This is a genomic window from Pseudomonas sp. NFIX10 (assembly GCF_900111955.1).
In the GTDB taxonomy this organism is placed as follows: domain Bacteria; phylum Pseudomonadota; class Gammaproteobacteria; order Pseudomonadales; family Pseudomonadaceae; genus Aquipseudomonas; species Aquipseudomonas fluorescens_AA.
This window is the reverse complement of record NZ_FOKH01000005.1, coordinates 1-26493: the sequence shown is the minus strand read 5'-3', so window position 1 is coordinate 26493 and position 26493 is coordinate 1. Positions and strand designations below refer to the sequence as shown.

The following is a 26493-nucleotide window of genomic DNA, read 5'->3' as shown; positions in this document are numbered from 1 at the left end:
CCTACACCGAACCATTGTGGGAGCGAGCTTGCTCGCGATGGCGGTGTTCCAGTCAATGTTGCAGGTGACTGGTACTCCGTCATCGCGAGCAAGCTCGCTCCCACAGGTTTTTTAGTGGTTTTAGACCGCTACCGCCCGCTGCTCACTGCGACGCAACGCCCGGGTCTTGTGCAGGGTATCGGCGCAAGTCTTCGCCGCTTCCTGGCCCTTGTGCACGAAATGCTCGAAGAAGAATTTCTGATGTTCTTCCCCCGCATGGAAATGATGCGGCGTGAGCACCACCGAGAACACTGGCACTTCGGTTTCCAACTGAACCTGCATCAGGCCGCTGATCACCGATTGGGCGACGAACTCGTGACGGTAGATGCCCCCGTCCACCACCAGGCCGGCGGCGACGATGCCGGCGTAGCGGCCTGACTTGGCCAGCAGCTTGGCGTGCAGCGGAATCTCGAAGGCACCACCGACTTCGAAGAAGTCGATATCGCTTTCCTGGTAACCCTGGATGATCATTTCGGCGACGAAGCCTTTACGGCTCTGGTCGACGATTTCCTTGTGCCAGCAGGCCTGGATGAACGCGACGCGCTCGCCCGGATGACTTTTGCTCTTGCTGTCGATTGCAGTGGGTTGCATGTTCTGGTTCCTGTTTGTGTGAAAAACAGGGCGTCATGAATCGAAGGGGATTCGAGGGTACGCCGCGTACAAGACAGTCGCAGTCGGCCCTTGGGTATCAATCCCGTTCTCTCTTCATCCGGACTATGACCGTCGGCCCCGGGATCACACCGGGTCTGCTGACCTTGCCGCTACACCCCAAAAAGCGGTGTACCGCCAAGCGCTCGCGGGCTATGCACGTTGCGTGCAATTACCGCCGGTGGGGAGTTACACCCCGCCCTGAGAACGTTTTGCCGCCATGGTTTTTGGCGGCGGAGGATTTTTAACACATAACCTACTGTGGGAGCGAGCTTGCTCGCGATAGCGGTGGTTCAGCTTGTGTTGATGCTGGATGCGCTGCCGCCATCGCGAGCAAGCTCGCTCCCACAGGCGTTCTGGATAATCTTCAGGCTTTCCGTCGACCAGCCTTGATTATTTCCCGCCCTGCCCGCAGTAATTGCCCTTCGAAAGGGAATTCCCCCGCCAGAACCCGAGGCCAGATTCATGAGTGTTATCGATCTTCGCAGCGATACGGTCACCCAACCTACCGCCGGCATGCTGGATGCCATGGCCAGCGCGCCAACCGGCGATGATGTGTATGGCGAAGACCCGACCGTCAATCGCCTCGAAGCCGAACTGGCCGGGCGTCTGGGATTCGCGGCGGCGCTGTTCGTGCCGTCGGGCACCATGAGTAATCTGCTGGGGTTGATGGCCCACTGCGAGCGCGGCGATGAGTACATCGTCGGTCAGCAGGCCCATACCTACAAATACGAGGGTGGCGGTGCGGCGGTGCTCGGTTCGATCCAGCCCCAGCCTCTGGAGGTGCAGGCGGACGGTTCCCTGGACCTGGCGCACGTCGCCGCGGCGATCAAGCCCGATGACTTTCACTTTGCCCGTACCCGCCTGCTGGCCCTGGAAAACACCATGCAGGGCAAGGTGCTGCCCTTGGAATACCTGGCCCGGGCCCGGCGTTTCACCCAGGAACATGGCCTGGCCCTGCACTTGGACGGGGCGCGGTTGTACAACGCCGCGGTCAAGTTGAATGTCGATGCCCGGCAAATCACGCAACATTTCGATTCGGTGTCGGTGTGCCTGTCCAAGGGCCTTGGCGCTCCGGTGGGCTCGGTCCTGTGCGGCAGCGTCGAGTTGATCGGCAAGGCCCGCCGGCTGCGCAAGATGGTCGGTGGCGGCATGCGCCAGGCCGGGATCCTCGCGGCAGCCGGGCTGTATGCCCTGGAGCATCAGGTCCAGCGCCTGGCCGATGACCACGCCAATGCCCAGCGGCTTGCCGAGGGCCTGCGTGGGGCGGGTTACGAGGTCGAGCCGGTGCAGACCAACATGGTCTACGTACAAATGGGCGAGCGGGCCGAGGCGATCAAGGTGTTTGCCGATGAACGGGGCGTCAAGCTCAGCGCGGCGCCACGCCTGCGAATGGTGACGCACATGGACGTGAGTGCGGCGCAAATCGACCAGGTGGTCGCCACTTTCGTCGAATTTTCCCGCCACTGACCCGTCAACCGGGCCAATTGACAGTTTCTATCGCATAAACACGCTGTACCCCACGCGCAGGGCCGATATAATGCGGCCCTTTGCCGTTGCTTCGTCTGTTGACGTTTTGCACAGGCCTTTGGCCGCAGCCTCCGTGGAAGAACCTAATGAAAAGCGCAGAAATCCGTGAAGCCTTCCTTCGCTTCTTCGAAGAGCAAGGCCACACCCGAGTAGCCTCCAGCTCTTTGATTCCGGGCAACGACCCGACCCTGCTGTTCACCAACGCGGGGATGAACCAGTTCAAGGACTGCTTCCTGGGCCAGGAAAAACGTGCCTATACCCGTGCGGTAAGCAGCCAGAAGTGCGTGCGTGCCGGCGGCAAGCACAACGACCTGGAAAACGTCGGCTATACCGCACGTCACCACACGTTCTTCGAAATGCTGGGTAACTTCAGCTTCGGTGACTATTTCAAGCGTGACGCCATCACCTTCGCCTGGACCTTCCTGACCTCCGACAAGTGGCTGAACCTGCCCAAGGAGAAGCTTTGGGTCACGGTCTACGCCACCGACGACGAAGCCTATGACATCTGGACCAAAGAGGTCGGTGTCCCGCCAGAGCGCATGGTGCGCATTGGCGACAACAAAGGCGCGCCTTACGCCTCCGATAACTTCTGGACCATGGGCGACACCGGCCCATGCGGCCCTTGCACCGAGATCTTCTACGATCACGGCGCCGACATCTGGGGCGGCCCACCCGGCTCGCCGGAAGAAGACGGCGACCGCTACATCGAGATCTGGAACAACGTGTTCATGCAGTTCAACCGCACCGCCGATGGCGTGTTGCATCCGCTGCCAGCGCCGTCGGTGGACACCGGCATGGGCCTGGAACGGATCAGTGCGGTGCTGCAGCACGTTCATTCCAACTACGAAATCGACCTGTTCCAGAGCCTGCTGAGCGCGTCGGCCAAGGCCATCGGTTGCACCAACGACAACCAGGCCTCGCTGAAAGTGGTCGCCGACCACATCCGTTCCTGCGGCTTCCTGATTGCCGACGGCGTGCTGCCGTCCAACGAAGGCCGTGGCTATGTGCTGCGCCGGATCATCCGTCGCGCCTGCCGTCACGGTAACAAGCTGGGCGCCAAGGGCAGCTTCTTCTATCAGATCGTCGCGGCATTGGTGGCCGAGATGGGCGACGCCTTCCCGGAACTCAAGTCCCAGCAGGCGCATATCGAACGCGTGCTCAAGGCTGAAGAGGAGCAATTCGCCAAGACCCTGGAGCAAGGCCTGAAGATCCTCGAGCAGGACCTGGCCGAACTCAAGGGCAACGTGGTTCCGGGCGACGTGGTGTTCAAGCTGTACGACACCTATGGCTTCCCGATGGACCTGACCGGCGACATCGCCCGCGAACGCAACCTGACTCTCGACGAGGAAGGGTTCGAGCGCGAGATGGAAGCCCAGCGGGTGCGTGCGCGTTCCGCCAGCTCCTTCGGCATGGACTACAACAGCCTGGTCAAGGTAGACGTGGCCACCGAGTTCACCGGTTATGCCGGTACCACCGGCTCGGCCAAGATCGTTGCCATCTATAAGGACGGGCAATCGGTCGACATCCTGAGCGAAGGCCAGGAAGGCGTGATCGTGCTGGACAAGACCCCGTTCTACGCCGAGTCCGGCGGCCAGATCGGCGACAGCGGTTACCTGCAGGCGGGCAACTCGCGTTTCGACGTGCGTGACACCACCAAGACCGGCGGTGCGTTCCTGCACCACGGCGTGCTGGCGTCGGGCAGCCTGATGATCGCCGCCCCGGTGGCCGCCCATGTCGACGCCGAGGTGCGCCATGCCACGTCGCTGAACCACTCCGCCACCCACTTGCTGCACGCGGCGTTGCGCCAGGTGCTGGGCGAGCATGTCCAGCAGAAGGGCTCGTTGGTGGACAGTCAGCGCCTGCGCTTTGACTTCAGCCATTTCGAAGCCATCAAGCCTGAGCAACTCAAGGCGCTGGAAGAGATCGTCAACGCCGAGATTCGCAAGAACTCCCCGGTGGAAACCGAAGAGACCGACATCGAGACCGCCAAGCGCAAGGGCGCGATGGCGTTGTTCGGCGAGAAGTACGGCGACAGCGTGCGCGTGCTGAGCATGGGCGACTTCTCCGTTGAACTGTGCGGAGGCATCCACGCCAACCGGACCGGCGACATCGGCCTGATGAAAATCATCAGCGAAGGTGGCGTGGCATCCGGTGTGCGCCGGATCGAAGCGGTCACCGGCGCCGCGGCCCTGGCGTACCTCAACGCGGCCGAAGAACAACTCAAGGAAGCGGCAACCCTGATCAAGGGTAGTCGCGACAACCTGATCGACAAGCTGTCGGCTGTGCTGGAGCGCAACCGCCTGCTGGAGAAGCAGCTCGAGCAGTTGCAGGCCAAGGCCGCCAGTGCCGCGGGCGACGATCTGTCGGCCCAGGCGGTGGACGTCAAGGGCGTGAAGGTGCTGGCCGTGCGTCTGGACGGCCAGGATGGCAAGGCGCTGCTGGCGCTGGTCGATCAACTGAAGAACAAACTCGGCCGCGCAGTGATCCTGCTCGGCAGTGTCCATGAGGAAAAGGTCGTTCTCGTCGCAGGCGTGACCAAAGACCTGACTGGCCAACTCAAGGCCGGTGATTTGATGAAGCAGGCCGCTGCGGCAGTGGGCGGAAAGGGCGGTGGTCGTCCGGACATGGCGCAAGGCGGTGGTACCGACGTCGGCGCCCTGGACGCGGCACTGGCCCAGACCGTTGCATTCGTAGAGCAGGGTATTTAAGGCAGTGTCGCCGGGCTCGTGGTCTAGTGACGAGCCCGGCCGCTGTTTGAGTGATTTATTGGGCGCCCTTCATGGGCAGAGGCGGCTTTGAAATGGCTTTGATCGTACAGAAATTTGGAGGCACCTCGGTCGGCACTGTCGAGAGAATCGAACAAGTCGCCGACAAGGTTAAGAAATTCCGTGAAGCGGGCGATGACCTGGTGGTTGTGCTGTCGGCAATGAGCGGCGAGACCAACCGTCTGATCGATCTGGCCAAGCAAATCAGCGGCGACCAGCAACCGGTTCCCCGTGAGCTGGACGTGATCGTTTCCACTGGCGAGCAGGTGACCATCGCTTTGCTGGCCATGGCGCTGATCAAGCGTGGTGTACCGGCGGTGTCCTACACCGGCAACCAGGTGCGTATCCTGACGGACAGCGCGCACAACAAAGCGCGTATCCTGCAGATCGACGACCAGAAGATTCGCGGCGACCTGAAGGCTGGCCGTGTCGTGGTTGTCGCCGGTTTCCAGGGCGTGGACGAACAGGGCAATATCACCACCCTCGGCCGTGGCGGTTCCGACACCACGGGTGTAGCACTGGCGGCGGCTCTCAAGGCTGACGAATGCCAGATCTACACCGATGTGGACGGTGTCTACACCACCGACCCACGGGTGGTGCCTGTGGCCCAGCGCCTGGACAAGATCACGTTCGAAGAAATGCTGGAAATGGCCAGTCTCGGCTCGAAAGTGTTGCAGATCCGGGCGGTCGAATTCGCCGGCAAGTACAACGTTCCGCTGCGCGTCCTGCACAGCTTCAAAGAGGGTCCGGGCACCCTCATTACTATTGATGAAGAGGAATCCATGGAACAGCCGATCATTTCCGGCATCGCTTTCAACCGCGATGAGGCCAAGCTGACCATCCGTGGCGTGCCAGACACCCCCGGCGTGGCGTTCAAGATTCTCGGCCCGATCAGTGCCGCGAACATCGAAGTCGACATGATCGTGCAGAACGTCTCGCACGATAACACCACTGACTTCACCTTCACCGTGCACCGCAACGACTACCAGTCTGCCGAAGCGATCCTGAAAAAGACCGCTGGCGAGATCGGTGCCCGGGAAGTGGTGGGCGATACCAAGATCGCCAAGGTCTCGATCGTCGGTGTCGGCATGCGTTCCCACGCGGGCGTGGCCAGCCGCATGTTCGAATCCCTGGCCAAGGAAAGCATCAACATCCAGATGATCTCTACTTCGGAAATCAAGGTTTCCGTGGTGATCGAAGAGAAATACCTGGAACTGGCCGTGCGCGCCCTGCACACGGCTTTCGAGCTCGACGCTGCTGCCCAGCAGGGCGAGTAAGCGTTATCCAAAGGGCGCGGCTGGACCGCGCCCTTTGTTTTTCTGAATGGCGCGTCCCAAAACTGTTCTTTTGCCCGCGCTGGTCAATACTAGGCCTGTAGGCTTCGACCGTTTCGGTTGTAGGTCCAATGCCTTTTTTTTGCAGACTGTTGTCCCTTAAGTGAATTGCGTGAGGAGAAAGGTATGCTGATTCTGACTCGTCGGTGTGCAGAAAGCCTGATTATTGGCGATGGCGAAATCACCGTGACCGTGCTCGGCGTCAAAGGAAACCAAGTGCGTATCGGCGTCAACGCCCCGAAAGAGGTTGCTGTACACCGGGAGGAAATCTACCTGCGTATCAAGAAAGAGAAGGACGACGAACCAAGCCATTAATTTTTATCGATTTTTATGTTTGCAAACGGGGATGAAGGTGGTTAATATACGCCCCGTGTTGCGGAGAGCTGGCCGAGTGGCCGAAGGCGCTCCCCTGCTAAGGGAGTACACCTCAAAAGGGTGTCGGGGGTTCGAATCCCCCGTTCTCCGCCATTATTCGTTTAGTGCGTCAGAACCTGGCTTGATCAGTAAGTGATTGAAATTACTGAAAAAAAGCGCTTTACAAAAGGATTTGACGACCTATAATGCGCGGCAACAAATGCACTCGTAGCTCAGCTGGATAGAGTACTCGGCTACGAACCGAGCGGTCACAGGTTCGAATCCTGTCGAGTGCACCATTTAAGAGTTGTTTGCAGCAATGCAAATAACTTGGCTTCAACCAGTTGTGATCTGGTATAAAACCACAACTTGCACTCGTAGCTCAGCTGGATAGAGTACTCGGCTACGAACCGAGCGGTCACAGGTTCGAATCCTGTCGAGTGCACCAAACACCAAAAAGCCCGCGTTTAACGCGGGCTTTTTGCTGTCTACGATTTGCCTTTCACGCACCCCCTTTCATCGAACACGACCTCTGCGCTGCGGCCTTTCTTCGCCTTGTAGGTATACCGTGTGCTCGAATTTCGAATCTTGACTGAGTCTGGCTTGCCCAGGGCGCTCTCGACGTCCTGTTGGCTCATGCCGACGACGATTCGTCGTTCCAGGATGGCATCGCGGCGTTGCCTGGCATCGATGAGGTTCCCGCAGCGGTCCTGGAACTGGCCGACCACGGTCGGCTCCTTGCGCGTGGTTGTGTTGCCGGATGTTTGCCAGCGCTCCGCTTCGGGCAGCATCGCCTCGGTCGTCGGCTCGATCGAACCTGGGCTGTAGGGATGGATCTGCTGGAGTGACAGGGCTTCACCCGGGCCACAACTCAAGGTGGTGAATGTCACGTGCCCCGCGATGCTTTCGCAGCGATGCACGGTTTGCCCGGCGGCCCACAAAGGCAGGCAGGGCAGGCTGGCGAGCAGAATCAGGTAGTGGTTGATGGGCATCCGGTCGTCCTCCTTGACGGTGCAGGAGAACAGGGTAGTCGCCGCATTTCTGTCGAGGCGTGTGTTTTCTTTTCCGGATAAGTCGTCGTAAAGCACAAGGTTCAGCCTGCGTTCAGGTTTGTCTCGCAAGCGCTTGTTCTTGCCATGATTTTTTAGCGTTTTAAAGCGTCAAGCGGTGTATGATTGCGCCCGTCAGCCCCGCCGGGGCTTTGGAATATCTCCATGGACTTACCCAGTAGTTACTCAATATTTAGTTTTGCCAATCATGAATTAACTGATTGATCCTTCCGGCGTGCTCCACTGCTGGGAGTGGAGTTCGCCTATGACCCAAGTAGAAGTAAAAAAAACGCAGGAAAGCCTTCAGGATCGTCTCGCTCAAGTCGTTGAGCTGCTGCAGCGCCAGCGGGTCGTCGAAGACCTGACGCATCGCCAGGAAGGCCCGAATCATGACCGGGTCGAGAGCCTGGTCCACCGGCAGAATCTCGTCGAGCTGCAACGCAAGCTCGATGACCTGCACTCCGCCGACGTCGCCTACATTCTTGAAGCCTTGCCCCTGGAAGAGCGTCTGACGGTCTGGCAGTTGGTCAAGGCTGATCGAGACGGTGACATCCTGCTCGAAGTGTCGGACTCGGTTCGCGAAACCCTGATCGCCGACATGGATGATCATGAGTTGCTGGCGGCGGCCAAGGAAATGGACGCCGACGAACTCGCCGACCTTGCGCCCGAACTGCCACGGGACGTTGTCCACGAACTGATGGAGGCCCTCGACGGCCAGCAACGTGAGCGTGTGCGCTCGGCGTTGTCCTATGACGAGGAGCAGGTCGGTGCGTTGATGGACTTCGAGATGGTGACGATCCGCGAGGATGTCAGCCTTGAAGTGGTCTTGCGCTACCTGCGTCGTCTCAAGGAACTGCCCGGCCATACCGACAAGCTTTTCGTGGTCGACTACGACGGCGTGCTCAAGGGCGTGCTGCCCATCAAGCGTTTGCTCGTCAACGACCCGGAAAAGCAGGTGGCCGAGGTCATGGCCAGCGATCCGGTGAGCTTCCACCCGGACGAAGACGCCTACGATGCGGCCCAGGCATTCGAACGTTATGACTTGATTTCCGCACCGGTGGTCGACAAGAACGGCAAGCTGATCGGCCGTCTGACCATCGATGAAATGGTCGACTTGATTCGTGAGGAAAGCGAAAGCGAAGTCCTCAACATGGCCGGTCTGCGCGAAGAAGAAGACATCTTCGCCTCGGTCTGGAAGTCCCTGCGTAACCGTTGGGCCTGGCTGGCGATCAACTTGATCACGGCGTTTGTCGCTTCCCGGGTCATCGGCCTGTTCGAAGGCTCCATCGAGAAGCTGGTGGCGCTCGCGGCGCTGATGCCCATCGTCGCCGGTATCGGTGGCAACTCCGGTAACCAGACCATCACCATGATCGTCCGTGCCATGGCGCTGGACCAGGTCAGCACCGGCAATACATCGCGATTGATGCGCAAGGAACTGGCGGTCTCCTTGATCAACGGCGTGATTTGGGGAGGGGTGATTGGTGTGGTGGCTTATCTGCTTTATGGCAGCTGGTCGCTGGGAGTGGTCATGACGGCCGCAATGACGCTCAACCTGCTACTGGCGGCATTGATGGGGGTCTTGATCCCCATGACCCTGGCCCGCATGGGACGCGATCCTGCCATGGGTGCCAGCGTCATGATTACCGCTGTGACCGATAGCGGCGGGTTCTTCATTTTCCTGGGGTTGGCGACGATTTTCCTGCTCTGAGTCGCTCATCGAGAAACCCGCCTGTTTGGCGTAGAACTGTTCGCTTGGAAAAAACGGCGCTTCTTTCAGAAATGGGAAGCGCCGTTTTTTGAGCTTCTTTCGAATGACGGGGTGTCGAGATCAAGCGCCCAAAGCAAGAGCAACCGGCAGGTCCAGCCGCTATGCAACGGTAACACCGCTATCGCGAGCAAGCTCGCTCCCACAGGGGGTCGTGGGTGTTCACGATGTGTGCGCTGTCATGCATTTCAGCTGGGCCAAACGCCAGGCACAAAAAAGCCAGCACGAGGCTGGCTTGAGTGTTTTGGCTGTGATCAGGTCGCGTCTGCGGCCATCTCTACGTCATGGGCAATCAGCGAAACGAGGGCGTTCTGCTGGCGGTGGGAGAGTTGTCGGAAGCGTTGAAGCAGCTCGCGCTCATGCAAAGACAGCTCCGGACTGTCCAGGCGCATGCTCAGCTCTTCACCCAGTGCACCTTCCTGAATCAGGCTTTGCTCCAGGCGCGCAATGATTTCAGAGTTCATGCTGCGGTGATGATTACGAGCCACCTCGGCAATGCGTTCCCGCATTCCGTCTGGCAGACGCACGACGAACTTGTCAGCCGTACGGCTGGAATAAATTGCCTTTGTCATTGGGCGCATATTTATTTAACCGGTTAGTTCAGGGGAGCGGTTCTCGGGATTGGCCGCAGGATGTCGATAGGACAAGCTCTGCTGCCAAATGTTCAACCTGAATTGTTAAGAGGCCCGCATCATGCCTCAAAATTGCCAGATCATTGGCGCCAATTCTGTGACAAATTCTGATCCGGGTAAAGGCGTTATGCCAGCACCTTTCATCAAAAAATGCGGACTGGTTGGAAAAAACAACAGGTTCGCATTTTGTGACCGTCGAATTGTGTCGTTGTGCCATACCGTCTGGCGGATAACGGAAATGGACTAAAACGCTTGCCGTCCCTGTCTTGTACAGGATAGTGGCAAATGGCCGATTTACTAGGATGAACGAGCCTGGGACAGATGAATGGTGGCGATTATTGGCCGCCAGGGCCTTGTCTGGCTTCCAGGCGGTACCATTTGCCTACACTTAAAAAACAGCGACGACATGACAAACGCAGGGCAGGTCGTTACCATGCACGCCGTCCCGCGCACCACGTTTCTCGTGGTCGACTTGTGTCTCAGTAGCTCAATTGGATAGAGCATCCCCCTCCTAAGGGGAAGGTTGGCAGTTCGAACCTGCCCTGGGACACCATTACAAACAGTGGGTTAGCGCAATTGCCGCTGACTTTTCCTGCTTGAAATCCCATCCCCGTACGATTCAACCTCGGCTTGAGCGTGTCGTTCATGCCTCGCACAGCGCCTCATTTCCCCAAGCTGTGACCAACTGCCCATTTTTACCCATTTGTATCGAACATATTTCGGTCACGGGAAACTTTCTCCCCTCTCTACCATCAGACCGTCTCGGTACGCTGTAGGGCTTTTCCTTCGTTTCCGGTGGATTACGTACCTCGTTATTTATCTGTGTCAGTGCCAATGCCAATGCCGCTTTCGGCGGGCCTGACTCACCGTGTCTTCGATTCAGGCCACAAGGATGTGACATGCAGCCAGCCGCACCCTGCCGAACGCGTAAACCAAGCACCCCTCACCGTTGTGCTGGCGGAACTCGTTCATCCGCACAGAACGCCAAGCGTCTTGCCCTGCTGCTGATAGCGGCGTGGATGACGGGCGCGTGGAGCGCTGCGCAGGCGGCCGGACCTGAAGAAGAACTGTTGCGCCAGCAAGAGCGCGAACGGGTTTTGCGCGATCAGTTGGAGTCCCGGCCCGACGTGCGTCTGCAGGCGGCACCCGTGGATGAAGGTGCCGGGCGCTTGCCCGCCAAGGAAACTCCCTGCTTTGCCATCAATGACATCCGCCTGATCGGCGAGGCGTCGGAAAAATTCCAGTGGGCGTTGCGCGCCGCCAATCCCGAGGATGATCCCGCCATCGGTCGTTGTCTGGGCGGCGGCGGGATCAACCTGACGATGAAGCGCATGCAGAATGCGATCATCGAGGCCGGCTACGTCACCACTCGCGTACTCGCCGAAGCCCAGGACTTGAACAGTGGGGTGCTGGTGTTGACCCTGGTGCCAGGGCGCATTCGCGAGATTCGTTTCGAGGAGGGTACCAGCGCCCGTGCCAATGCCTGGAACGCGATGCCGGCCAGTCCTGGCGACCTGCTCAACTTGCGCGACATCGAACAGGCGCTGGAGAACTTCAAGCGCGTGCCGACCGCAGAGGCCGACATCAAGATCGCACCAGCCCGTGCCGCCGACGCCAGGCCCGGTGAGAGCGACGTGGTGATCGCCTGGAGCCAGCGGTTCCCTGCCCGGGTGAGCCTGTCGGTGGACAATTCCGGCAGCAAGAGCACGGGCAAATACCAGGGCAACGTATCGCTGTCCTTGGACAACCTGCTGTCGCTCAACGACTTGTTCTACGCCAGCGTCAATCATGACTTGGGCGGCGGCGAGTCCGGGCACCGCGGTTCCGATGGCAACACGCTGCATTATTCGCTGCCGTTCGGCTACTGGCAGTTGGGGTTCACCAGCAGCGAATACAACTACGAACAGTCTGTCGCCGGCGCTAACCAGACCTATCAGTACCGAGGCGAGAGTCGTAACAACGAGGTGCGCCTGTCGCGTCTGCTGTACCGCGACGCCGTTCGCAAGACCACCGCTTGGGGCAGCCTGTGGACGCGCTCATCGGAGAACTTCATCGACGACACTGAAATCGGCAACCAGAAACGCCGCATGGCCGGCTGGCAGTTGGGGCTGGACCATCGGGAGTTCATTGGCGCTTCGATTCTTGACCTGGGCGTTGCCTATCGTCGCGGCACCGGTGCCCACGACGCGCTCAGGGCACCTGAGGAAGATTTTGACGCCGGTACGTCGCGCTCGCAGATCATCACCGCCGATGCCCAATTGCAGGTGCCGTTCCAGGTCGGTGATCAGCGCCTGCGCTACATCGGTGGCTGGCGCGCGCAATGGAACCGTACGCCGTTGGTGCCCCAGGATCGCTTCTCCATCGGCGGGCGCTACAGCGTGCGCGGCTTCGATGGTGAAAACATTCTTTCCGCCGACCGTGGCTGGACCCTGCGCAACGAAATCGGCCTGTCCCTGGGCCAGACTGGCCAGGAACTCTACACCGGCATCGACTATGGCGAAGTCAGCGGCCAATCCAGTGAGTTCCTGATCGGCCAGCGCCTGGCGGGGGCCGTGGTGGGCATACGCGGCGGTTACAAGGGCCTGTCCTATGACTGGTCGGTGGGTACGTCGTTGAAGAAACCCGATGGTTTCGAGACGGCCAACGTGACCAGCGCGTTCACCGTCATCTGGTCCTTCTGAGGTGATCCCATGCAGTTCGAGACGCTAGACATTATCGCTCCCGGCCTGATCGACGAACCCTGGAGCGAAGCCGCAGTGTTCGGCTCCGCCACCTGGTTGTGGATGCATTCCAAGGCCCATCGCGATGCGCCGTTGCACACCTTGCCGACGTTGCTGTTGCCGGCGCTCAAGCATCGCCAGTTCGTGCTCGGCTCCGAACACGGCAAGCCGGTGTTCTACCTGTCCTGGCTCAACCTCGACGAGGCGGCAGAGCGACGTTACTTGCACCAGTCGCCGCTGGCACTGAGCCAGGAGGATTGGAACAGCGGCGAACGTCTCTGGCTCAACGACTGGGTCGCCCCCTTTGGCCACACGGCGATCTTGAGCCGCCTGTTGCAACGTCACCTTTTCATCGATCGCTGCGCCCGAGCCCTCTATCACCGAGGCGACGAGCGTGGCCTGCGGGTCAAGACATTCCAAGGGATCGGGGTCATCCCCGAACAGGCCCAGGCCTGGTTTGCCGCCCACCCGCTGGCAGTCGACGCGTAACTCCAACCACTGGTCGTGCGGGCAGGCTCCGCAAATGGAATTGCTATGAACAAGCATCTGTACCGAATCGTTTTCAACAAGGCCCGCGGGCTGTTGATGGTCGTAGCCGAAAACGTCACCAGCCAGGTCAAGGCGCCGGGGACCCGCTCCGGGCCGACGACGGGCGTAGCGGCTTGCACGGCGACACTGGGGGCGTTGCGCTTTGCCGTGATGACCGCGATCGGCCTGGTGTCCCTGAGCGTCGCACCGACCTGGGCCGGCACCATCGTCGCCGACCCAGGCGCTCCGGCTGGCCAACAACCGACGGTGATACAAAGCGCCAACGGCACGCCGCAGGTGAATATCCGCGCGCCCAGCGCCGGCGGGGTCTCGCGCAACACCTACAACCAGTTCGATGTCGACAGCCGGGGGGTGATCCTCAACAACGGCGCAGGCAACAGCCAGACGAAACTGGGCGGTTGGATCGAAGGCAACCCGATGTTGGGCAATGGCAGCGCGCGGGTCATCCTCAACGAAGTCAATTCCAGCAACCCCAGCCAATTGCGTGGTTACGTCGAAGTCGCCGGCCAGCGCGCCGAAGTGGTCATCGCCAACCCCTCCGGTATCACTTGCAACGGTTGCGGCTTCATCAACGCCGACCGGGCCACCCTCAGCACCGGCCGCGCGCAGTTGGAGAACGGTCGCATCACGGGCTACACCGTGCAGGGCGGCGCGATCAACATCGAAGGCAAAGGCCTGGATGCTCGCGAGGCCGACTACACGGACCTGATTGCCCGTTCGGTGCAGGTCAACGCCGGGGTGTGGGCCAACGACTTGAAGGTCACCGCCGGACGTAATCAGGTCAATGCCGATAACACCCAGGCCACGCCGCTGCCAGGCACCGAGGGAGAAAAACCCACCGTTGCCATCGACGTTGCCAAGCTCGGCGGCATGTATGCCGGGAAGATCATGCTGGTGGGCACGGAGTCCGGCGTGGGGGTGCGCAATGCCGGGCAGATCGGCGCCATGGCTGGCGAGGTGGTGATCAGCGCCGACGGCAAGTTGCAAAACCAGGGGGCGATCAGCAGCGCAACGGCGACGCAAATCACTGCCGCCAGCGTCGAAAACAGCGGCACGCTCTACGCCAAGGGCGACCTGAAGCTCGACAGCGTCGGTGATATCGACAACAGCGGCACCGTTGCCAGCCAGAACCACACCACACTCACCGCCAAGACCATTCGCAGCACCAAGGCGTCGAGCCTGGCGGCGGGCGTTGGCGCGGACGGCAAGCTGGGCAAGAGTGGCAACCTCGCGCTACGGGCCACCACGATCAAGGCGCAAGGCCAGAACCTTGCCGGCGGCGATGTCGGCGTCGAGGCCGCTGACCTGGACCTGAGTGGCAGCCAGACCCTGGGCAGCAACGTCACGCTGACGGCCAGTTCCGGCGATGCCAACCTCAGTGGCAGCCAAGTCGATGCGGCCCAGGTGCTGACCGCCAAAGCGGCCAAGACCCTGCGCACCGATGCGGCCAAAGTCAGCGCTGGCAACCTGCAATTGAGTGCGCGGGATGTGTCCAATGCCGGCGGTGAACTGGTGCAGACCGGCACCGCCGACACGTCGATCACCGTCGCCGCCACGCTCGACAACAGCGGTGGCCGTATTGCCTCCAACGCCAGCAACCTGAAGCTTGGCGCCAATCGCCTCGACAACAACAACGGCAAGGTCGAGCACGCCGGCAAAGGCACCCTGGACATCCAGGCCAACCAGTTGGCCGGCAGCAAAGGCACCCTGGCGAGCAATGGCAAGTTGAGCGTCAAGGCCAGTGAGGTGGTGGTCGATGACGGCCTGACCCAAGGTCAACAGATCACGCTCGACACCACGACCCTGTCCAACCAGCGTGGGCGCATTCTCCAGACCGGCGCGCAACCGTTGCAGGTCACCGCCCGTGAACGCTTCGACAATCAGGCCGGGCAAGTCAGCGGTCCTGCAGCGGTGGTCTTGAAGGTCGGCACGTTGAACAACCAGGGCGGCAAAGTCCTCGCCACCGATAACGGTGCGTTGACCGTCACGGCCGACAAAGAGATCAATAACGGCGGCGGGACGCTGGCCGCCAGCGGTACGACAAAGGTCAGCGGCGAGGCGCTGGATAACACCCAAGGCACAGTGAGTGCCGGCGGTGAGCTGGACGCGACGTTCGATCGCTTGAACAACATCGGTGGCACGCTGGCCGCGACCCAGCGCATGCAGATCATCGCCGGGCAGTTGAACAACACCAACGGCGTGCTGGGCTCGGTGAAGTCCGGGTTGCTGGTCAGCGTCTCGGCGGATGCGCTGAACAACAGCGGCGGGCGCCTTGAAGCGCTGGGCGATATCACGCTGTCGGCCCAAGGTTTGAATAACCAGGGCGGGGTGATCAGTGGTCAGGCCCTGGACCTGAACAGCCACGGCCTGCTGATGGACAACAGCCAGGGCACGTTGAATGCCGGCGCGACCCTCGACCTGCGTAGCGGTGAGTTGCGCAACGCGGCGGGCCTGATCCAGGCCAAGGGCAAGCTGTTCATCGACACCGGCAGCCAGGCGCTGAACAACCTTCAGTCTGGCACCACCCAAGGCATCAGCGGCCAGGACGCGGTGGAAATCCACAGCGCCCAGTTCAACAACAGCGCCGGATTCCTCGGTGCCAAGGGCGCGCTGGTGCTCAAGGCCACCAACCTGACCAACGGCAGCGGCGGCCAGATCATTGGCCAGAAGAGCGTTCAGGTCGAAGGCGCCCGGGTGGATAACCGCGGCGGTCAGTTGCAGAGCCTCGGCGATGTCCAGTTGTCGCTGGGTGAGACCCTCAACAACCAGGGCGGCCTGGTGCGCAGCGCGGGCACCCTGGGCGTGACTGCCGACGTGCTCGACAACAGCGCCACCCAAGGTGCCAACCAGGGGCTCGAAGGTCGCGCCATGAGCCTGGCGCTCAACACCTTCGGCAACCAGGCCGGTGCCGTGCGCGCCGACCAAGGGTTGTCCATCGGCGTCAGCCAGGCGTTGGATAACCAGGGCGGCCTGATTTCCTCGGGGGCCGGCCTTACCATCACCGACCGCGATCCGGCGCAACGTCGCCAGTCGGTGCACAACCTCGACGGAACCTTGCTCGCCGGCAGCCTGTTGTCCCTCAACGCCGCCTATTACGCGGGCACCGGTCGGGCGCTGAGCCTGGGCGACCTGACGTTCAGCCTGCAAAGTGGCCTGGACCTGAGTGGACAGATCCAGGCCAATAACAAGGTTGACCTGAGCACCGATGGGGCTTTCAACAACAGCGGAAAACTGCTGGCGGGCAATCTCCTGCTGGTGCACTCGCAGACGCTGGACAACGCCGCCAACGGCGAGATCAGCGCCGGCCAGGTTCGCCTGAACGTCAACGACAGCCTGACCAACCGTGGCCTGATCGACGGCCAGCAAGTGCGTGTGCAAGCGCTGGCGCTGAATAACCTGGGCACCGGGCGCCTGTACGGTGATCGATTGGCGATCGCCACCTCGGCACTGAGCAACCGCGATGAAAACGGTGTCGCCGCGACCATCGCCGCCCGCGAGTCGCTGGACATTGGCACCGGCACCCTGGACAACCGCGAACGGGCGCTGATCTTCAGTGCCGGAGACCTCGCCATCGGCGGTGCGCTGAGCGCCACTGACAAGGCCCAGGAGCGGGCCCAACTGCTGACCAACGCCAGCGCGACCATCGAGGCCCTCGGCAACCTGTCGCTCGATGTGCAAAGCGTGCACAACACCAACGAACACTTCAGCACCCAACAGGTGGAAGTCAGCCGCACGGCCTTGCAGGAGTTCCAGCTCAGCGGTTCGCCGAACCGCTACCAGGGCGACCAGATTTCCCTGCGCAACGATGAGGTCCTGTACCTCTACACGCCTGAGGGGAGCAAAGACAACTGGAACCGCTATGACTACACCCGCGTGGTCCAGGAAACCCAGATCGCCACCTCGGCGCCGGCGCAGATCCTCTCTGGCGGGACGATGCAGATCAACGCAGGCGATGTGCTCAACGACAAGAGCCGCATCATTGCCGGCGGGTTGTTGCAGGCCAACATTGCCAGCCTGACCAACACCGAATTGACCGGCCAGCGCACCACCACCGACAGTGGCACCGCTACGAATTTCTATCGCATCCAGCGCAAGGGCCGGGACCGCCAAGGAACAGCTGTCACGGCCTACACGCCTGCGCCCTTGATCCAGGACATCACCCTGCAACCGACCGTGTTCGCCCAGAACACCGCTGGCAACGGGACCGGCACCCAGATCAGCGCCCGCGCCACACAGGCCGTCAGCGAGCAGATCGCCGCCACAGGCACGGTCAGCGCCCCGGTCGACAGGACCTATCAAGTGGCGCCCATCGTTCAGGTCGCGGCCCAGACCACCCTGAACGGCAAGGGCGTGGCCGAGCAGATACGCAGCGGCGGGCCATCCCTGGCATTGCCGAATAACAGCCTGTTCAGCACCAACCCCCAGAGCACCAGCAGTTACCTGATCGAAACCGATCCGCGTTTTGCCAGCTATCGCACCTGGCTGTCGTCGGACTACATGCTGCAGCGCCTGCAAGTCGACCCGGCACTGACGCAACAACGTCTGGGCGACGGTTTCTATGAGCAGAAGCTGATTCGCGAGCAAGTGGCGCAACTCACCGGCCGGCGTTTCATCGACGGCTACGCCAATGACGAAGCGCAATACCGTGCCCTGATCGACAACGCCGTGACCGTCGCCAGCCAGTGGCAACTGGTGCCCGGCGTGGCCCTGACCTCCGCGCAGATGGCCCAGTTGACCAGCGACATTGTCTGGCTGGTGCAGAAACAGGTGACCCTGGCCAACGGTGACACCCGCAACGTGCTGGTGCCGCAAGTGTACGTACGGGTCCAGGAGGGCGACCTCAACGGCTCCGGCGCCCTGATTGCCGGGCAGCAGTTGAACCTGAACATCGCCGGCGACCTGATCAACAGTGGCAGCCTCGCCGGGCGCAGCGTCATGGCGATCACCGCGCAGAACATCGAGAACCTTGGTGGGCGTATCCAGGCCGACAAGGCGTCGCTCACCGCGCGGGAAAACCTCAACAACCTCGGCGGCCTGATCGGTGCCGTGGACAGCCTGTCGGTCAAGGCCGGGCAGGACATCAACGTCATCTCCAGCAGCCGGGACAGCAGCAGTGCCCAAGGCCCCCGCACCAACCTGTCGCGGGTCGCCGGGCTGTTCGTCAGCGGTGCCCAGGGCACGATGGGCGTGAGCGCCGGCAACGACCTCAACCTCACCGGGGCCCAGGTGGTCAATGCCGGCAAGGGCGGCAGCACGTTGCTGGAGGCGGGCAAGAACATCAACCTGGCCACCGTCGGCGAAGCGCACGAGCAAGGGCTGACCTGGAACGGCAGCAACTGGCGCAAGGACGCCAGCCGGACCGAAGTCGGCTCCCTGGTCCAAGGGCAGGGCGACGTACGCTTGAGCGCGGGCCAGGACCTCAACGCCCGCGCCGCCCGTGTCACCAGCGAGCAAGGCGCGGTATTCGCCGAGGCCAAGCGCGACGTCAACCTGACCGCCGGCCAGAACTACCAGTTCGCCGATGAAGCGCACAAGGTCAAAGGCAGCAACGGGATGTTCTCCAGCAAGACCACCACCACCCGTGACACGATCAGCCAGACCTCGGTCGAAGGCTCCACCCTGAGTGGCGAACAGACCTATGTGCAGGCCGGTCGCGACATCAACCTCAAGGGCAGCAACGTGGTGTCCACGACCCAGACGGTTCTGGTGGCGGACAACAACGTCAACATCGAAGCCGACACCGCCAGCAGCAGCGAGCGCCACGACAAGTCCGTGAAGAAAAGCGGCCTGTTCAGCGGCGGTGGCATCGCCGTCACCCTGGGGACCCAGCAACAGAGTGTCAAGGACCTCACCACCGAGCACACGGCTGCGGCCAGCACCGTCGGCTCGACCGCCGGCGATGTGTTGATCGAAGCCGGGAAGGGCTATCGCCAGGTGGGCAGCCAGGTGTCGGCGCCCCAAGGCAACATCGACGTCACGGCGCAGACCATCGACGTCGTCGAGGCGCGCAATACCCGCGAGCGCGAGCGTGAAACCCTGTTCAAGCAGACCGGGTTCACCCTCACCGTGACCAACCCGGTGATCAGCGCGATCCAGACGTCCCAGCAAATGAAACAGGCCTCGGAGAAAACCGACGACGGGCGCATGAAGGCCCTGGCCGCCGCCACCGCCGTGCTGGCCGCCAACAACGCGGCGACCGCCGTGGCGATGGACCCGGGTTCGGCGGGCGGGATCAACATCAGCCTGTCGCTGGGCACCAAGAAAAACCAAAGCACCACCACCTACACCAGCGACAGCGCGGCCGGCTCGACCATGACCGCCGGCAACGACATCCGCCTGCGCGCCACGGGCGCCGGGGCCGCCAGCAACATCACCGTGCAAGGCAGCGATATCAAGGCCGGACGCAACGCCAGCCTGCTGGCGGACGGTGACATCAACCTGCTCGCCGCCCGCAATACCGACAAGCAGGAAACCGACAGCAAAGGCACCAGCGCGAGCATCGGTATCGGCTTTTCCCTGGGTGGTACCCGCAACGGTTTCACCCTGGACCTGGGAGCATCCGGCAGTCGCGGCCAGGCGGATGGCGATGGACTCACCCACACCAATAGCCATGTCCAGGCGGGCAACCAGTTGCTGCTGGCCTCCGGCGGCGACACCAACCTCAAGGGCGCGGTGGCCAGCGGCAAACAGGTCCTGGCCGACATCGGCGGCGACCTGAACATCGAAAGCCTGCAAGACACCAACACCTACGTGGTCGATGAGAAGAGCCTGGGCTTTGGCATCAGCCTGTGCATTCCGCCGTTCTGCTACGGCATGAGTTCGGTCAGCGGTGCCAGTGGCAGCTTCGGTGCCACGGATATCGACTCCAACTACGCCAGCGTGACCGAGCAATCGGGCATCAAGGCCGGGGACGACGGCTTCGACATTCGCGTGGGTGGCAACACTGACTTGGTTGGCGGCATCATCGCCAGCAGCGACAAGGCGGTGCAGGACGGCAAGAACCGCCTGGTCACCGCCAGCCTCACCAGCCGCGACATCAAGAACAAGGCCGAGTACGACGCCAGCACCGTCAGCGTCGGGGGCGGCTATCGCGAAGTCGGCAAGGACCAGCAGGGCAACGCCACCAGCGGCGGCACGCAAACCCCTGGCACCGACTTGCCGAAGAACGATAACGATCTCAGCGCCACCATGCCGATTGCCATCAGTGCCAGCGACGACGCCAGCAGCGTCACCCGCAGTGGCATCAGTGGCGGCACCATCGTCATCAGCAACGACGCCGAGCAACAGAAGCGCACCGGCAAGAATGGCGAGCAAACCGTCGCCAGCCTCAACCGCGATGTCTCCAGCGACCGCGACACCACCAACACGCTCAAGCCGATCTTCGACGAAGACGAAATCCGTGCCGGTTTCGAGATTGTCGGAGCGTTCGCCAACGAGGCCAGCACCTTGCTCGCCAACAAGGCCAAGGAAGTCGACCTCAAGCGCAAACAGGCCGAGGCGGCTCAGGCAGCGGCCCTGGACCCCAACGCCCAACTCACCGACACCGAACGCCTGGCGCTGCTCGGCAACGCTCAGCGCCTCAATGCCGAAGCCAGCGGCATCGCCGACAAGTGGGGCGCGGGCGGTACCTACCGGCAGATCACCACCGCCCTGGTAGGCGCGGCCAGCGGCAATATCAGTGGCGGCAACAGTGCGTTCGTCCAAGGGCTGGTGGTCAATTACGTGCAACAGCAGGGCGCCGGCTACATCGGCGACCTGGTGGCGGACGGCAAGCTCACCGAAGGCTCGCCGCTGCACGCCGCCCTGCACGGCATCGTCGCCTGCGCGGGGGCCGCGGCCAGCAGCCAGAGCTGTGGCAGCGGCGCCGCGGGCGCGGCGGCATCGAGCCTGCTCACCGGCCTGTTCTCCGAAGCCAGCCCCGATGAAAGCGAAGCCCAGCGCGAAGCCAAGCGCAACCTGATTGTCAGCATCGTCACTGGGCTGGCCGCTACCAGCTCCTCGCTGGACCCGGCCACCGCCACCAGCGCGGCCGGCGCCGCCGTGGACAACAACTGGCTGGCGACCCAGCAATTGGTCCAGGCCGAGAAGGAATACAGCGAGGCCGATGGGCTGCTGGCGAAGGCGCAAGTGATCGCCAAATGGGGGTACATCAACCAGAAGCAAGACGTACTGACCCGCTTCGGCGTGGGCAAAGGCCTGGTGCAGGCGGGCTGGAGCGACGTCGAGGGGTTGGCGCAATTCTTCCTCCATCCGGTTGACGGAATCAACGGCCTCAAAGCCCTGATCAACGACCCCGAGGCCCGCAAGCAGTTCGGCGATGGCGTGGTCAACGAACTCAACGCCAAACTCGACCGCGTGAAAGACGCTCTGGAAAACGGCGGCGACGACCGGGCCGTGCAACTGGGCCAGGATATTGGCGAACTCGTTTGGCAGGTTGGCAGTATTGCCACGGGGGTTGGCGGAGCGGCGAAAGGTGGCGTGGCGCTGGCGAAAGCCGGAATCAAGGTGGGGGCGGAAGGGCTTGAAAAGATGGCTGATATGGCCAGGCTTACGAAAGCTGGTGAGATCGCTGGCGCGGGAGCCAAAAACCCGTTGCTTGATGATGCAATACCGAGAAACGGTGACCGTCTAACAGTGAATCAGGGGTCTGTACCTACTTGCGGTCACAATTCTTGCGGTATGGTCTTGGATACGTTGGGAAAAAACGTTGATATAGGTACTCTTATCCAGAAGCTTCCTCCTTCTGAAAAAGGGATTTTCGCTCGAGATGTTGCTATTCTGATGAATTCTGAAGGTGTGCCTGCAAGTGCCTTTGGGAGCAGGAATGTTGCTGACTTGGCTAGATACACTTCAAAAGGGACTCCAGTGGTTGTCCGTATTTTTGACAAGTCCGGAGGCTCTGATTTCTCGCATTTCGTTGTCGTGGATGGAATTACAACAAGAAATAATATCCCTGTTGTTGCCATCCGTGATCCGCATGGCACTCAGTATTTTAGCCCTGTCAGTACCTTTGAGAAAAATTTTTCAGGTGAGGTTGTTGTGCCTCGGAGTGCTTTGTAATGAAGTTGAAAATTGAATTTCCCAATAATTTGGTTACGGATGAGTTGCTTCGGCAGAAGCGGATTCCCTGTGTATGCAAGATAGCCAGCGAGTTTGAGGTTTTTTTTGCGGAAACTATTCCTGAATCGTCTGGAGTGGTGTTGGGATGGGATCGGAAAGAATTGGAGTTAAGAGCTGTTGCAGGGGCGGGTGGTCAGTATACGCATCATGCTTCTGGTCTGATTACTCTGAAGGATATTGGGGGTGGGGTTTATGAAATAATTGATCTTGAGATGTTTTATAGGAGTTTTGGTTGGTGCGCTATCTTGAGGGGCGGTGAATATGCACCACCAGGGGAATTCTGGGATGAAGAGTAACGGTTGCGAGGATTTATTGCCGCCTACACCAAAAACTGGCGAGAAATAAACATGAGTTCTTTGTTGTCGAGCTGGTGTGCCTTCTGTGAAGACAGGGCGGTTTTTGATAAGTCTCACTTTTTGGGATTGTTGAAAGCGCACAGTGGCTCCGAGGAGGTTCGACGTATATTTAGTTATTTCCCGTCCTCGTAAGAGTTGGTTGATAGAACTGAGCGTGTTCTTGCCTCTGGAGATATGGAAAAGTCTCTGTATCTCTTGCCAAGAGTTAATGGGAAAAGGTGACAGATTTATTTGGTTGTCCTGGTCTTAAATAAATCTGGCCCCTTTTCTCAATTCCTAGGGGGAAAGTGGCTGAAAGCTTTGGCCTGACGCCGGGGGTTCCGTTAAAGGATCAAGGTTACCCTAACGGCATTCCTATAGAGATTATGAATTTTCCTGGGGCGAAGTAATGGAAGAAAAGATATTGTTTCAATCTTGAGTGAACAGGGCTGGGTCTGTAGCAAGGATGAAGTAGGTGACTATTTTTGTGTCATTGATGTCGGAGAGGTTCAACTTCGAGCGGAAAAGGGGGCAGATTTATTTAATTGCGCTGTTCTTAAATAAATCTGTCCCCTTTTCTCTCTGGAGGATGTTATATGGAGTTTCCAAGCGAGTATGATTTTTTGGAGGAGTTTGGTATAGAGCCAGTTGAGGTGGATCCAGACTTGGCATTGTGCCGATACATGAAGAAGTCAGAGTCTGACCAGCTCGAAGTTGATATTTCTTTCAGTGCTGTCATGAGGTCTTTTCAGATCGTGTTACGTATTTCTGATCATGAACTGGTAAATGTTTCTTCAGAAAATGTAAGATCGATTAAGTTGGTGAGGGACGGCTCTGAGGCGGGGGTGCATGTTTTGTTTGATGTCGGTGATACAGTGTCTGAAGCTAAAATAATACTTGAGCCAGAAATTAGCTGTCGGTGGTGGATACTCCAAAATACCTAAGTCGGGGGTGGCTCTGTAGAGAGGGGAAAAGGGGACGGATTTATTTGATTGCTCTATCTGTCCCTTTCTTTTCAGAGCTACTCAAAGGAGCGTCGGCAAGGTGAGGGATGAAGATTTCCAGTATTTCATCAGCGTGATGGGGGAGGCCACATCTCATCGACAGGTGTCTGACTCCCAGATTGAGAAGTACCGTAAAGTGCTCCCTGACGCGCTGCTCGACTATTGGCAGGAGGAGGGTTGGTGTGGATATGCCAATGGCCTTTTCTGGACAGTGAACCCGGATGAGTATAAACATCTGCTCGATATGTGGCTCGCGGGTACTGAATTTCCACAGATAGATAATTACCACGTTATTGCAAGGAGCGCGTTTGGGGCTCTTTATGCTTGGGGGGAGAAATACAATCAGAAAATTGTAGTTTCATGTCCGACGGGGTCTATCGTCGCATTGATGAATAAGCTGAAAACGCCTAATAAAGATCCGGATCTAGCCCTTCAGACATTTTTCGCTATGTCTGATAAGGAACGTTATGATCTGGAGGATCATCAAGGTGAGTTTCTATTTGAGCGGGCGCTGGAGAAGTTGGGTGCACTTGACGAGCGTGAGGTCTATGGCTTTGAGCCTGCATTGTTTTTTGGAGGGACGGCTTCGCTGGATCAGTTGGTTAAGTGCAATTTAGAGGTTCACTTAACGATCCTTCGACAGATGCGGTCCTGAGTGAGCACGGTGAGCGGAAGGACGTCCTGCTGGTGTAAAAGGAGTGTATCGAAATGGATGAAATCAACGTCCGGCTTGATCAGCACCGTCGTTGGCTTTCCCAGTCGGAAGGCCTGATGGCTCAAGAGTTTGGCTATATTGATGAGGATCTTGCCAGCGACTCATTAAGCGGATTGAACAATGTTGCTGACTCGTTGGGGATGCTGGCGACATATTACGGCATTCGGGGCGAAGTCTCGGTCAGTGATGGAGAGGCTTCTGGCTGGGAAGACGTTTCGCGCTCGATGATGTACCGTTATTGGGCGCTGATGCTCAACGCCAAGACTTTCTCAAAAACGAGTTTTCTTCAAGGCGTCAAAACCGTCCCCAATTTGACTAACCAATTGAGCATTGCTGGATGCTTGCTGGCCGGATTGATAGTGGCTGATCGTCGAGATCTGGCCGCGTCCGTAGCCGATGTGCTGGCCGGAATGCTGACTATCAATGGCTCCGTGGATTCCAGCTATCTTGAACAGCGTCGATTCGAGCCTTTCATGCTCTGGCTTTATTCAGTCTATTCGCAAGGAGAGACGCTTTCAGAAATCAAGTCGATGGATCTGGGGATTTATCAAAACGTGATAGACAAATGGACAGATGAACAAGGGCTGGCTCATGCTCTGGAAGAGCTATGTCAATATCACCTCACCCATGCGGAAGACCGCGGTGGGGCGTGGGACCCTGAATTCAAATATGCGCCTTTCGATTTGTTGCCTGTGGAGATCCACGCGATTTTCCAGGTCCGACAGCAGCTAGGTTTAACTGTTCCAGCGGTGTCGAGCCCTTTATTGTCCGCAGAGACGGCTGCGCTAGAACACCTGGTCATCATTTCTGATCAGCTTGCTGTCCGGGTGGAAACGGCCTACGAGCGTTTCTTCGGGCTTTAAACGTAGGCGCGACCCTTTTCAGTTAAGCAACGACATGCGGTGAGCTGAAATGAAGTATTACTTGTTGCGGGAAGATGTGCAGTTTCCTGAGCGCTGGTATTTGGGAGATATAAAGCACTGCAACAACTGGCTCTTCATCGACCCCCCTTCTGAGTACATGGAGCCATGTACTTACGCCCTTGAGGTTCGTGAGGAAGGTGTGAGTCTGGATTTTTCCTTGGCTGGCTATGCCTCTGTGCCGGTCTTGAGTGAAAAAGCCAGGGATGCATTGTTGGGCGTTCCCGACGTTGATGAACCGTATATGAATGTCGTGCTCGAGCCTGTGTCGGTTGCAGGCGAGCAAGCTCATGATCGTTACTATGTGATGATTGTCGAGACCCAATTGGATTGTGTAGACGAATCACGCTCCGCTTTCAAAAAATATGAGGTCCATGATCCCGTACGACCTGATCGAGCTGGCGAATACAGCGTTTTTCTGAATCTCGTCATTGATCCTGCCAAGGTCCAGGGAAAACATATTTTTCGTATCAAGAAACACTTGGGGGCATTGATCGTTAGCGAGGACGTGAAGCTTCGGCTGGAGCGTGCGGGTCTCAGAGGGATGCTATTGGAGGGGGTGAATGGTGAGGGTGAAGTTATTTGCTGATTGTTTGAGGGATGAAGCCTGACATCGTCCTTTGTGGCGAGGGAGCTTGCTCCCGCTCGGTTGCGCAGCAGTCGGGAGTGTCAGGTTTTTTGTGTGCGGGCCGGTAACGGCCTGCCGTTAGGCAGACCTTCATTTACCACGTCGGCCTGATGAACCGGTCCCCGTACAGGATCGCGAATTGATTCATGGCACTTTTCCAGTCGTGGGCCGCACTGCCCCAGTTCGCCGTGATATTGCGCAAGCCCAGCCAGATTAATTTGATTGCAGCGTCATCGGTTGGGAAGTGTCCTCTCGTTTTAATGATCTTGCGCAGTTGAGCGTTGATGCTTTCGATTGCATTGGTCGTGTAGATCACTTTTCGAATGGCCGGTGGGAAAACAAAAAATGGGACGACTCGATCCCAGGCGCGTCGCCAGGCAGCCACG

At 59.5% G+C, this 26493-nt stretch carries 18 protein-coding genes, 4 tRNA genes and 1 riboswitch; of the genes, 18 read left to right on the top strand and 4 right to left on the bottom strand.

Annotated elements, in window-relative coordinates:
• Positions 1-120 precede the first annotated feature (120 nt).
• Positions 121-630 (bottom strand): 6,7-dimethyl-8-ribityllumazine synthase, encoded by a 510-nt coding sequence (locus BM321_RS06095; protein ID WP_024618891.1) that lies wholly within the window; start codon positions 628-630, stop codon positions 121-123.
• A 101-nt stretch (positions 631-731) separates the two neighbouring features.
• A riboswitch (FMN riboswitch) is annotated at positions 732-900 on the bottom strand.
• Between the two features lie 252 nt (positions 901-1152).
• On the opposite strand from BM321_RS06095, the gene ltaE reads away from it, so the two are divergent.
• The 7 genes from ltaE (at position 1153) to BM321_RS06060 (ending at position 7118) form a co-directional block, all read left to right on the top strand.
• Positions 1153-2157, top strand: a complete 1005-nt coding sequence (ltaE, locus tag BM321_RS06090) for a low-specificity L-threonine aldolase (RefSeq protein ID WP_092441896.1) — start codon at positions 1153-1155, stop codon at positions 2155-2157.
• 146 nt (positions 2158-2303) lie between these two features.
• Entirely contained in the window at positions 2304-4925 is a 2622-nt protein-coding gene (gene alaS, locus BM321_RS06085) for an alanine--tRNA ligase (protein WP_092333564.1), read from the top strand.
• A gap of 92 nt (positions 4926-5017) precedes the next feature.
• On the top strand, positions 5018-6259 hold the full coding sequence (locus tag BM321_RS06080) for an aspartate kinase (RefSeq protein ID WP_060741016.1): 1242 nt from the start codon (positions 5018-5020) through the stop codon (positions 6257-6259).
• A gap of 183 nt (positions 6260-6442) precedes the next feature.
• Positions 6443-6631: a carbon storage regulator CsrA gene (csrA, locus tag BM321_RS06075; RefSeq protein WP_003178872.1), complete on the top strand. Its 189-nt coding sequence runs from the start codon at positions 6443-6445 to the stop codon at positions 6629-6631.
• A 62-nt stretch (positions 6632-6693) separates the two neighbouring features.
• A tRNA-Ser gene (locus BM321_RS06070) sits at positions 6694-6784 on the top strand.
• Positions 6785-6892: 108 nt separating this feature from the next.
• Positions 6893-6969 (top strand) — tRNA-Arg (locus BM321_RS06065).
• A 72-nt stretch (positions 6970-7041) separates the two neighbouring features.
• Positions 7042-7118 (top strand) — tRNA-Arg (locus tag BM321_RS06060).
• Positions 7119-7158: 40 nt separating this feature from the next.
• Here BM321_RS06060 and BM321_RS06055 read toward each other — a convergent pair.
• Positions 7159-7662 carry a cell envelope protein SmpA gene (locus tag BM321_RS06055; RefSeq protein WP_092330552.1) on the bottom strand — a complete coding sequence of 168 codons (504 nt, stop codon included), beginning with the start codon at positions 7660-7662 and terminating at the stop codon, positions 7159-7161.
• 322 nt (positions 7663-7984) lie between these two features.
• Between BM321_RS06055 and mgtE the strand changes: the two genes are divergently transcribed.
• Positions 7985-9427 carry a magnesium transporter gene (mgtE, locus tag BM321_RS06050; RefSeq protein WP_092441895.1) on the top strand — a complete coding sequence of 481 codons (1443 nt, stop codon included), beginning with the start codon at positions 7985-7987 and terminating at the stop codon, positions 9425-9427.
• Positions 9428-9738: 311 nt separating this feature from the next.
• Here the strand turns inward: mgtE and BM321_RS06045 are convergent, their stop codons facing one another.
• Positions 9739-10065, bottom strand: a complete 327-nt coding sequence (locus BM321_RS06045; protein ID WP_092169876.1) for an Arc family DNA-binding protein — start codon at positions 10063-10065, stop codon at positions 9739-9741.
• Positions 10066-10592: 527 nt separating this feature from the next.
• On the opposite strand from BM321_RS06045, the gene BM321_RS06035 reads away from it, so the two are divergent.
• The 10 genes from BM321_RS06035 (at position 10593) to BM321_RS05995 (ending at position 26068) form a co-directional block, all read left to right on the top strand.
• Positions 10593-10669: transfer RNA gene (locus BM321_RS06035), tRNA-Arg, on the top strand.
• A gap of 466 nt (positions 10670-11135) precedes the next feature.
• The gene (locus tag BM321_RS06030) at positions 11136-12797 is read left to right on the top strand and encodes a ShlB/FhaC/HecB family hemolysin secretion/activation protein (protein WP_092441893.1); all 1662 of its coding nucleotides are present in this window, start codon (positions 11136-11138) and stop codon (positions 12795-12797) included.
• A 9-nt stretch (positions 12798-12806) separates the two neighbouring features.
• Positions 12807-13325: a toxin-activating lysine-acyltransferase gene (locus tag BM321_RS06025; protein WP_092441892.1), complete on the top strand. Its 519-nt coding sequence runs from the start codon at positions 12807-12809 to the stop codon at positions 13323-13325.
• A 45-nt stretch (positions 13326-13370) separates the two neighbouring features.
• Positions 13371-22445: a two-partner secretion domain-containing protein gene (locus BM321_RS06020; protein ID WP_092441891.1), complete on the top strand. Its 9075-nt coding sequence runs from the start codon at positions 13371-13373 to the stop codon at positions 22443-22445.
• Positions 22445-22801, top strand: coding sequence for a hypothetical protein (locus BM321_RS06015; protein ID WP_092330541.1), 357 nt, complete (start codon positions 22445-22447; stop codon positions 22799-22801). Before BM321_RS06020 ends, BM321_RS06015 begins: the two co-directional genes overlap by 1 nt.
• A 429-nt stretch (positions 22802-23230) precedes the next feature.
• Positions 23231-23404 (top strand): DUF6990 domain-containing protein, encoded by a 174-nt coding sequence (locus BM321_RS31205; protein WP_371856611.1) that lies wholly within the window; start codon positions 23231-23233, stop codon positions 23402-23404.
• 32 nt (positions 23405-23436) lie between these two features.
• Entirely contained in the window at positions 23437-23784 is a 348-nt protein-coding gene (locus BM321_RS06010; protein ID WP_092441890.1) for a hypothetical protein, read from the top strand.
• A gap of 100 nt (positions 23785-23884) precedes the next feature.
• On the top strand, positions 23885-24499 hold the full coding sequence (locus BM321_RS06005; protein ID WP_092441889.1) for a GAD-like domain-containing protein: 615 nt from the start codon (positions 23885-23887) through the stop codon (positions 24497-24499).
• A 53-nt stretch (positions 24500-24552) separates the two neighbouring features.
• The gene (locus BM321_RS06000; protein ID WP_092441888.1) at positions 24553-25422 is read left to right on the top strand and encodes a hypothetical protein; all 870 of its coding nucleotides are present in this window, start codon (positions 24553-24555) and stop codon (positions 25420-25422) included.
• A 49-nt stretch (positions 25423-25471) separates the two neighbouring features.
• A complete protein-coding gene (locus BM321_RS05995) occupies positions 25472-26068 on the top strand; it encodes an imm11 family protein (protein WP_092169904.1) in 597 nt (198 codons plus the stop codon).
• Between the two features lie 133 nt (positions 26069-26201).
• On the opposite strand, the gene BM321_RS05990 is transcribed toward BM321_RS05995, so the two are convergent.
• The coding region (locus BM321_RS05990) for a transposase (RefSeq protein WP_139230455.1) at positions 26202-26493 on the bottom strand (292 nt) is incomplete at its 5' end.

Excerpts from the sequence above, each read along its gene's own strand:
- mgtE (WP_092441895.1), top strand. The coding sequence starts at position 7,985 with ATGACCCAAGTAGAAGTAAAAAAAACGCAGGAAAGCCTTCAGGATCGT.
- BM321_RS06095 (WP_024618891.1), bottom strand. The coding sequence starts at position 630 with ATGCAACCCACTGCAATCGACAGCAAGAGCAAAAGTCATCCGGGCGAG.
- BM321_RS06025 (WP_092441892.1), top strand. The coding sequence starts at position 12,807 with ATGCAGTTCGAGACGCTAGACATTATCGCTCCCGGCCTGATCGACGAA.
- BM321_RS06000 (WP_092441888.1), top strand. The coding sequence starts at position 24,553 with ATGGATGAAATCAACGTCCGGCTTGATCAGCACCGTCGTTGGCTTTCC.
- alaS (WP_092333564.1), top strand. The coding sequence starts at position 2,304 with ATGAAAAGCGCAGAAATCCGTGAAGCCTTCCTTCGCTTCTTCGAAGAG.
- BM321_RS06080 (WP_060741016.1), top strand. The coding sequence starts at position 5,018 with ATGGCTTTGATCGTACAGAAATTTGGAGGCACCTCGGTCGGCACTGTC.
- BM321_RS06055 (WP_092330552.1), bottom strand. The coding sequence starts at position 7,662 with ATGCCCATCAACCACTACCTGATTCTGCTCGCCAGCCTGCCCTGCCTG.
- BM321_RS06045 (WP_092169876.1), bottom strand. The coding sequence starts at position 10,065 with ATGCGCCCAATGACAAAGGCAATTTATTCCAGCCGTACGGCTGACAAG.
- BM321_RS06020 (WP_092441891.1), top strand. The coding sequence starts at position 13,371 with ATGAACAAGCATCTGTACCGAATCGTTTTCAACAAGGCCCGCGGGCTG.
- BM321_RS06015 (WP_092330541.1), top strand. The coding sequence starts at position 22,445 with ATGAAGTTGAAAATTGAATTTCCCAATAATTTGGTTACGGATGAGTTG.
- BM321_RS05995 (WP_092169904.1), top strand. The coding sequence starts at position 25,472 with ATGAAGTATTACTTGTTGCGGGAAGATGTGCAGTTTCCTGAGCGCTGG.
- csrA (WP_003178872.1), top strand. The coding sequence starts at position 6,443 with ATGCTGATTCTGACTCGTCGGTGTGCAGAAAGCCTGATTATTGGCGAT.
- BM321_RS06030 (WP_092441893.1), top strand. The coding sequence starts at position 11,136 with ATGACGGGCGCGTGGAGCGCTGCGCAGGCGGCCGGACCTGAAGAAGAA.
- ltaE (WP_092441896.1), top strand. The coding sequence starts at position 1,153 with ATGAGTGTTATCGATCTTCGCAGCGATACGGTCACCCAACCTACCGCC.
- BM321_RS06010 (WP_092441890.1), top strand. The coding sequence starts at position 23,437 with ATGGAGTTTCCAAGCGAGTATGATTTTTTGGAGGAGTTTGGTATAGAG.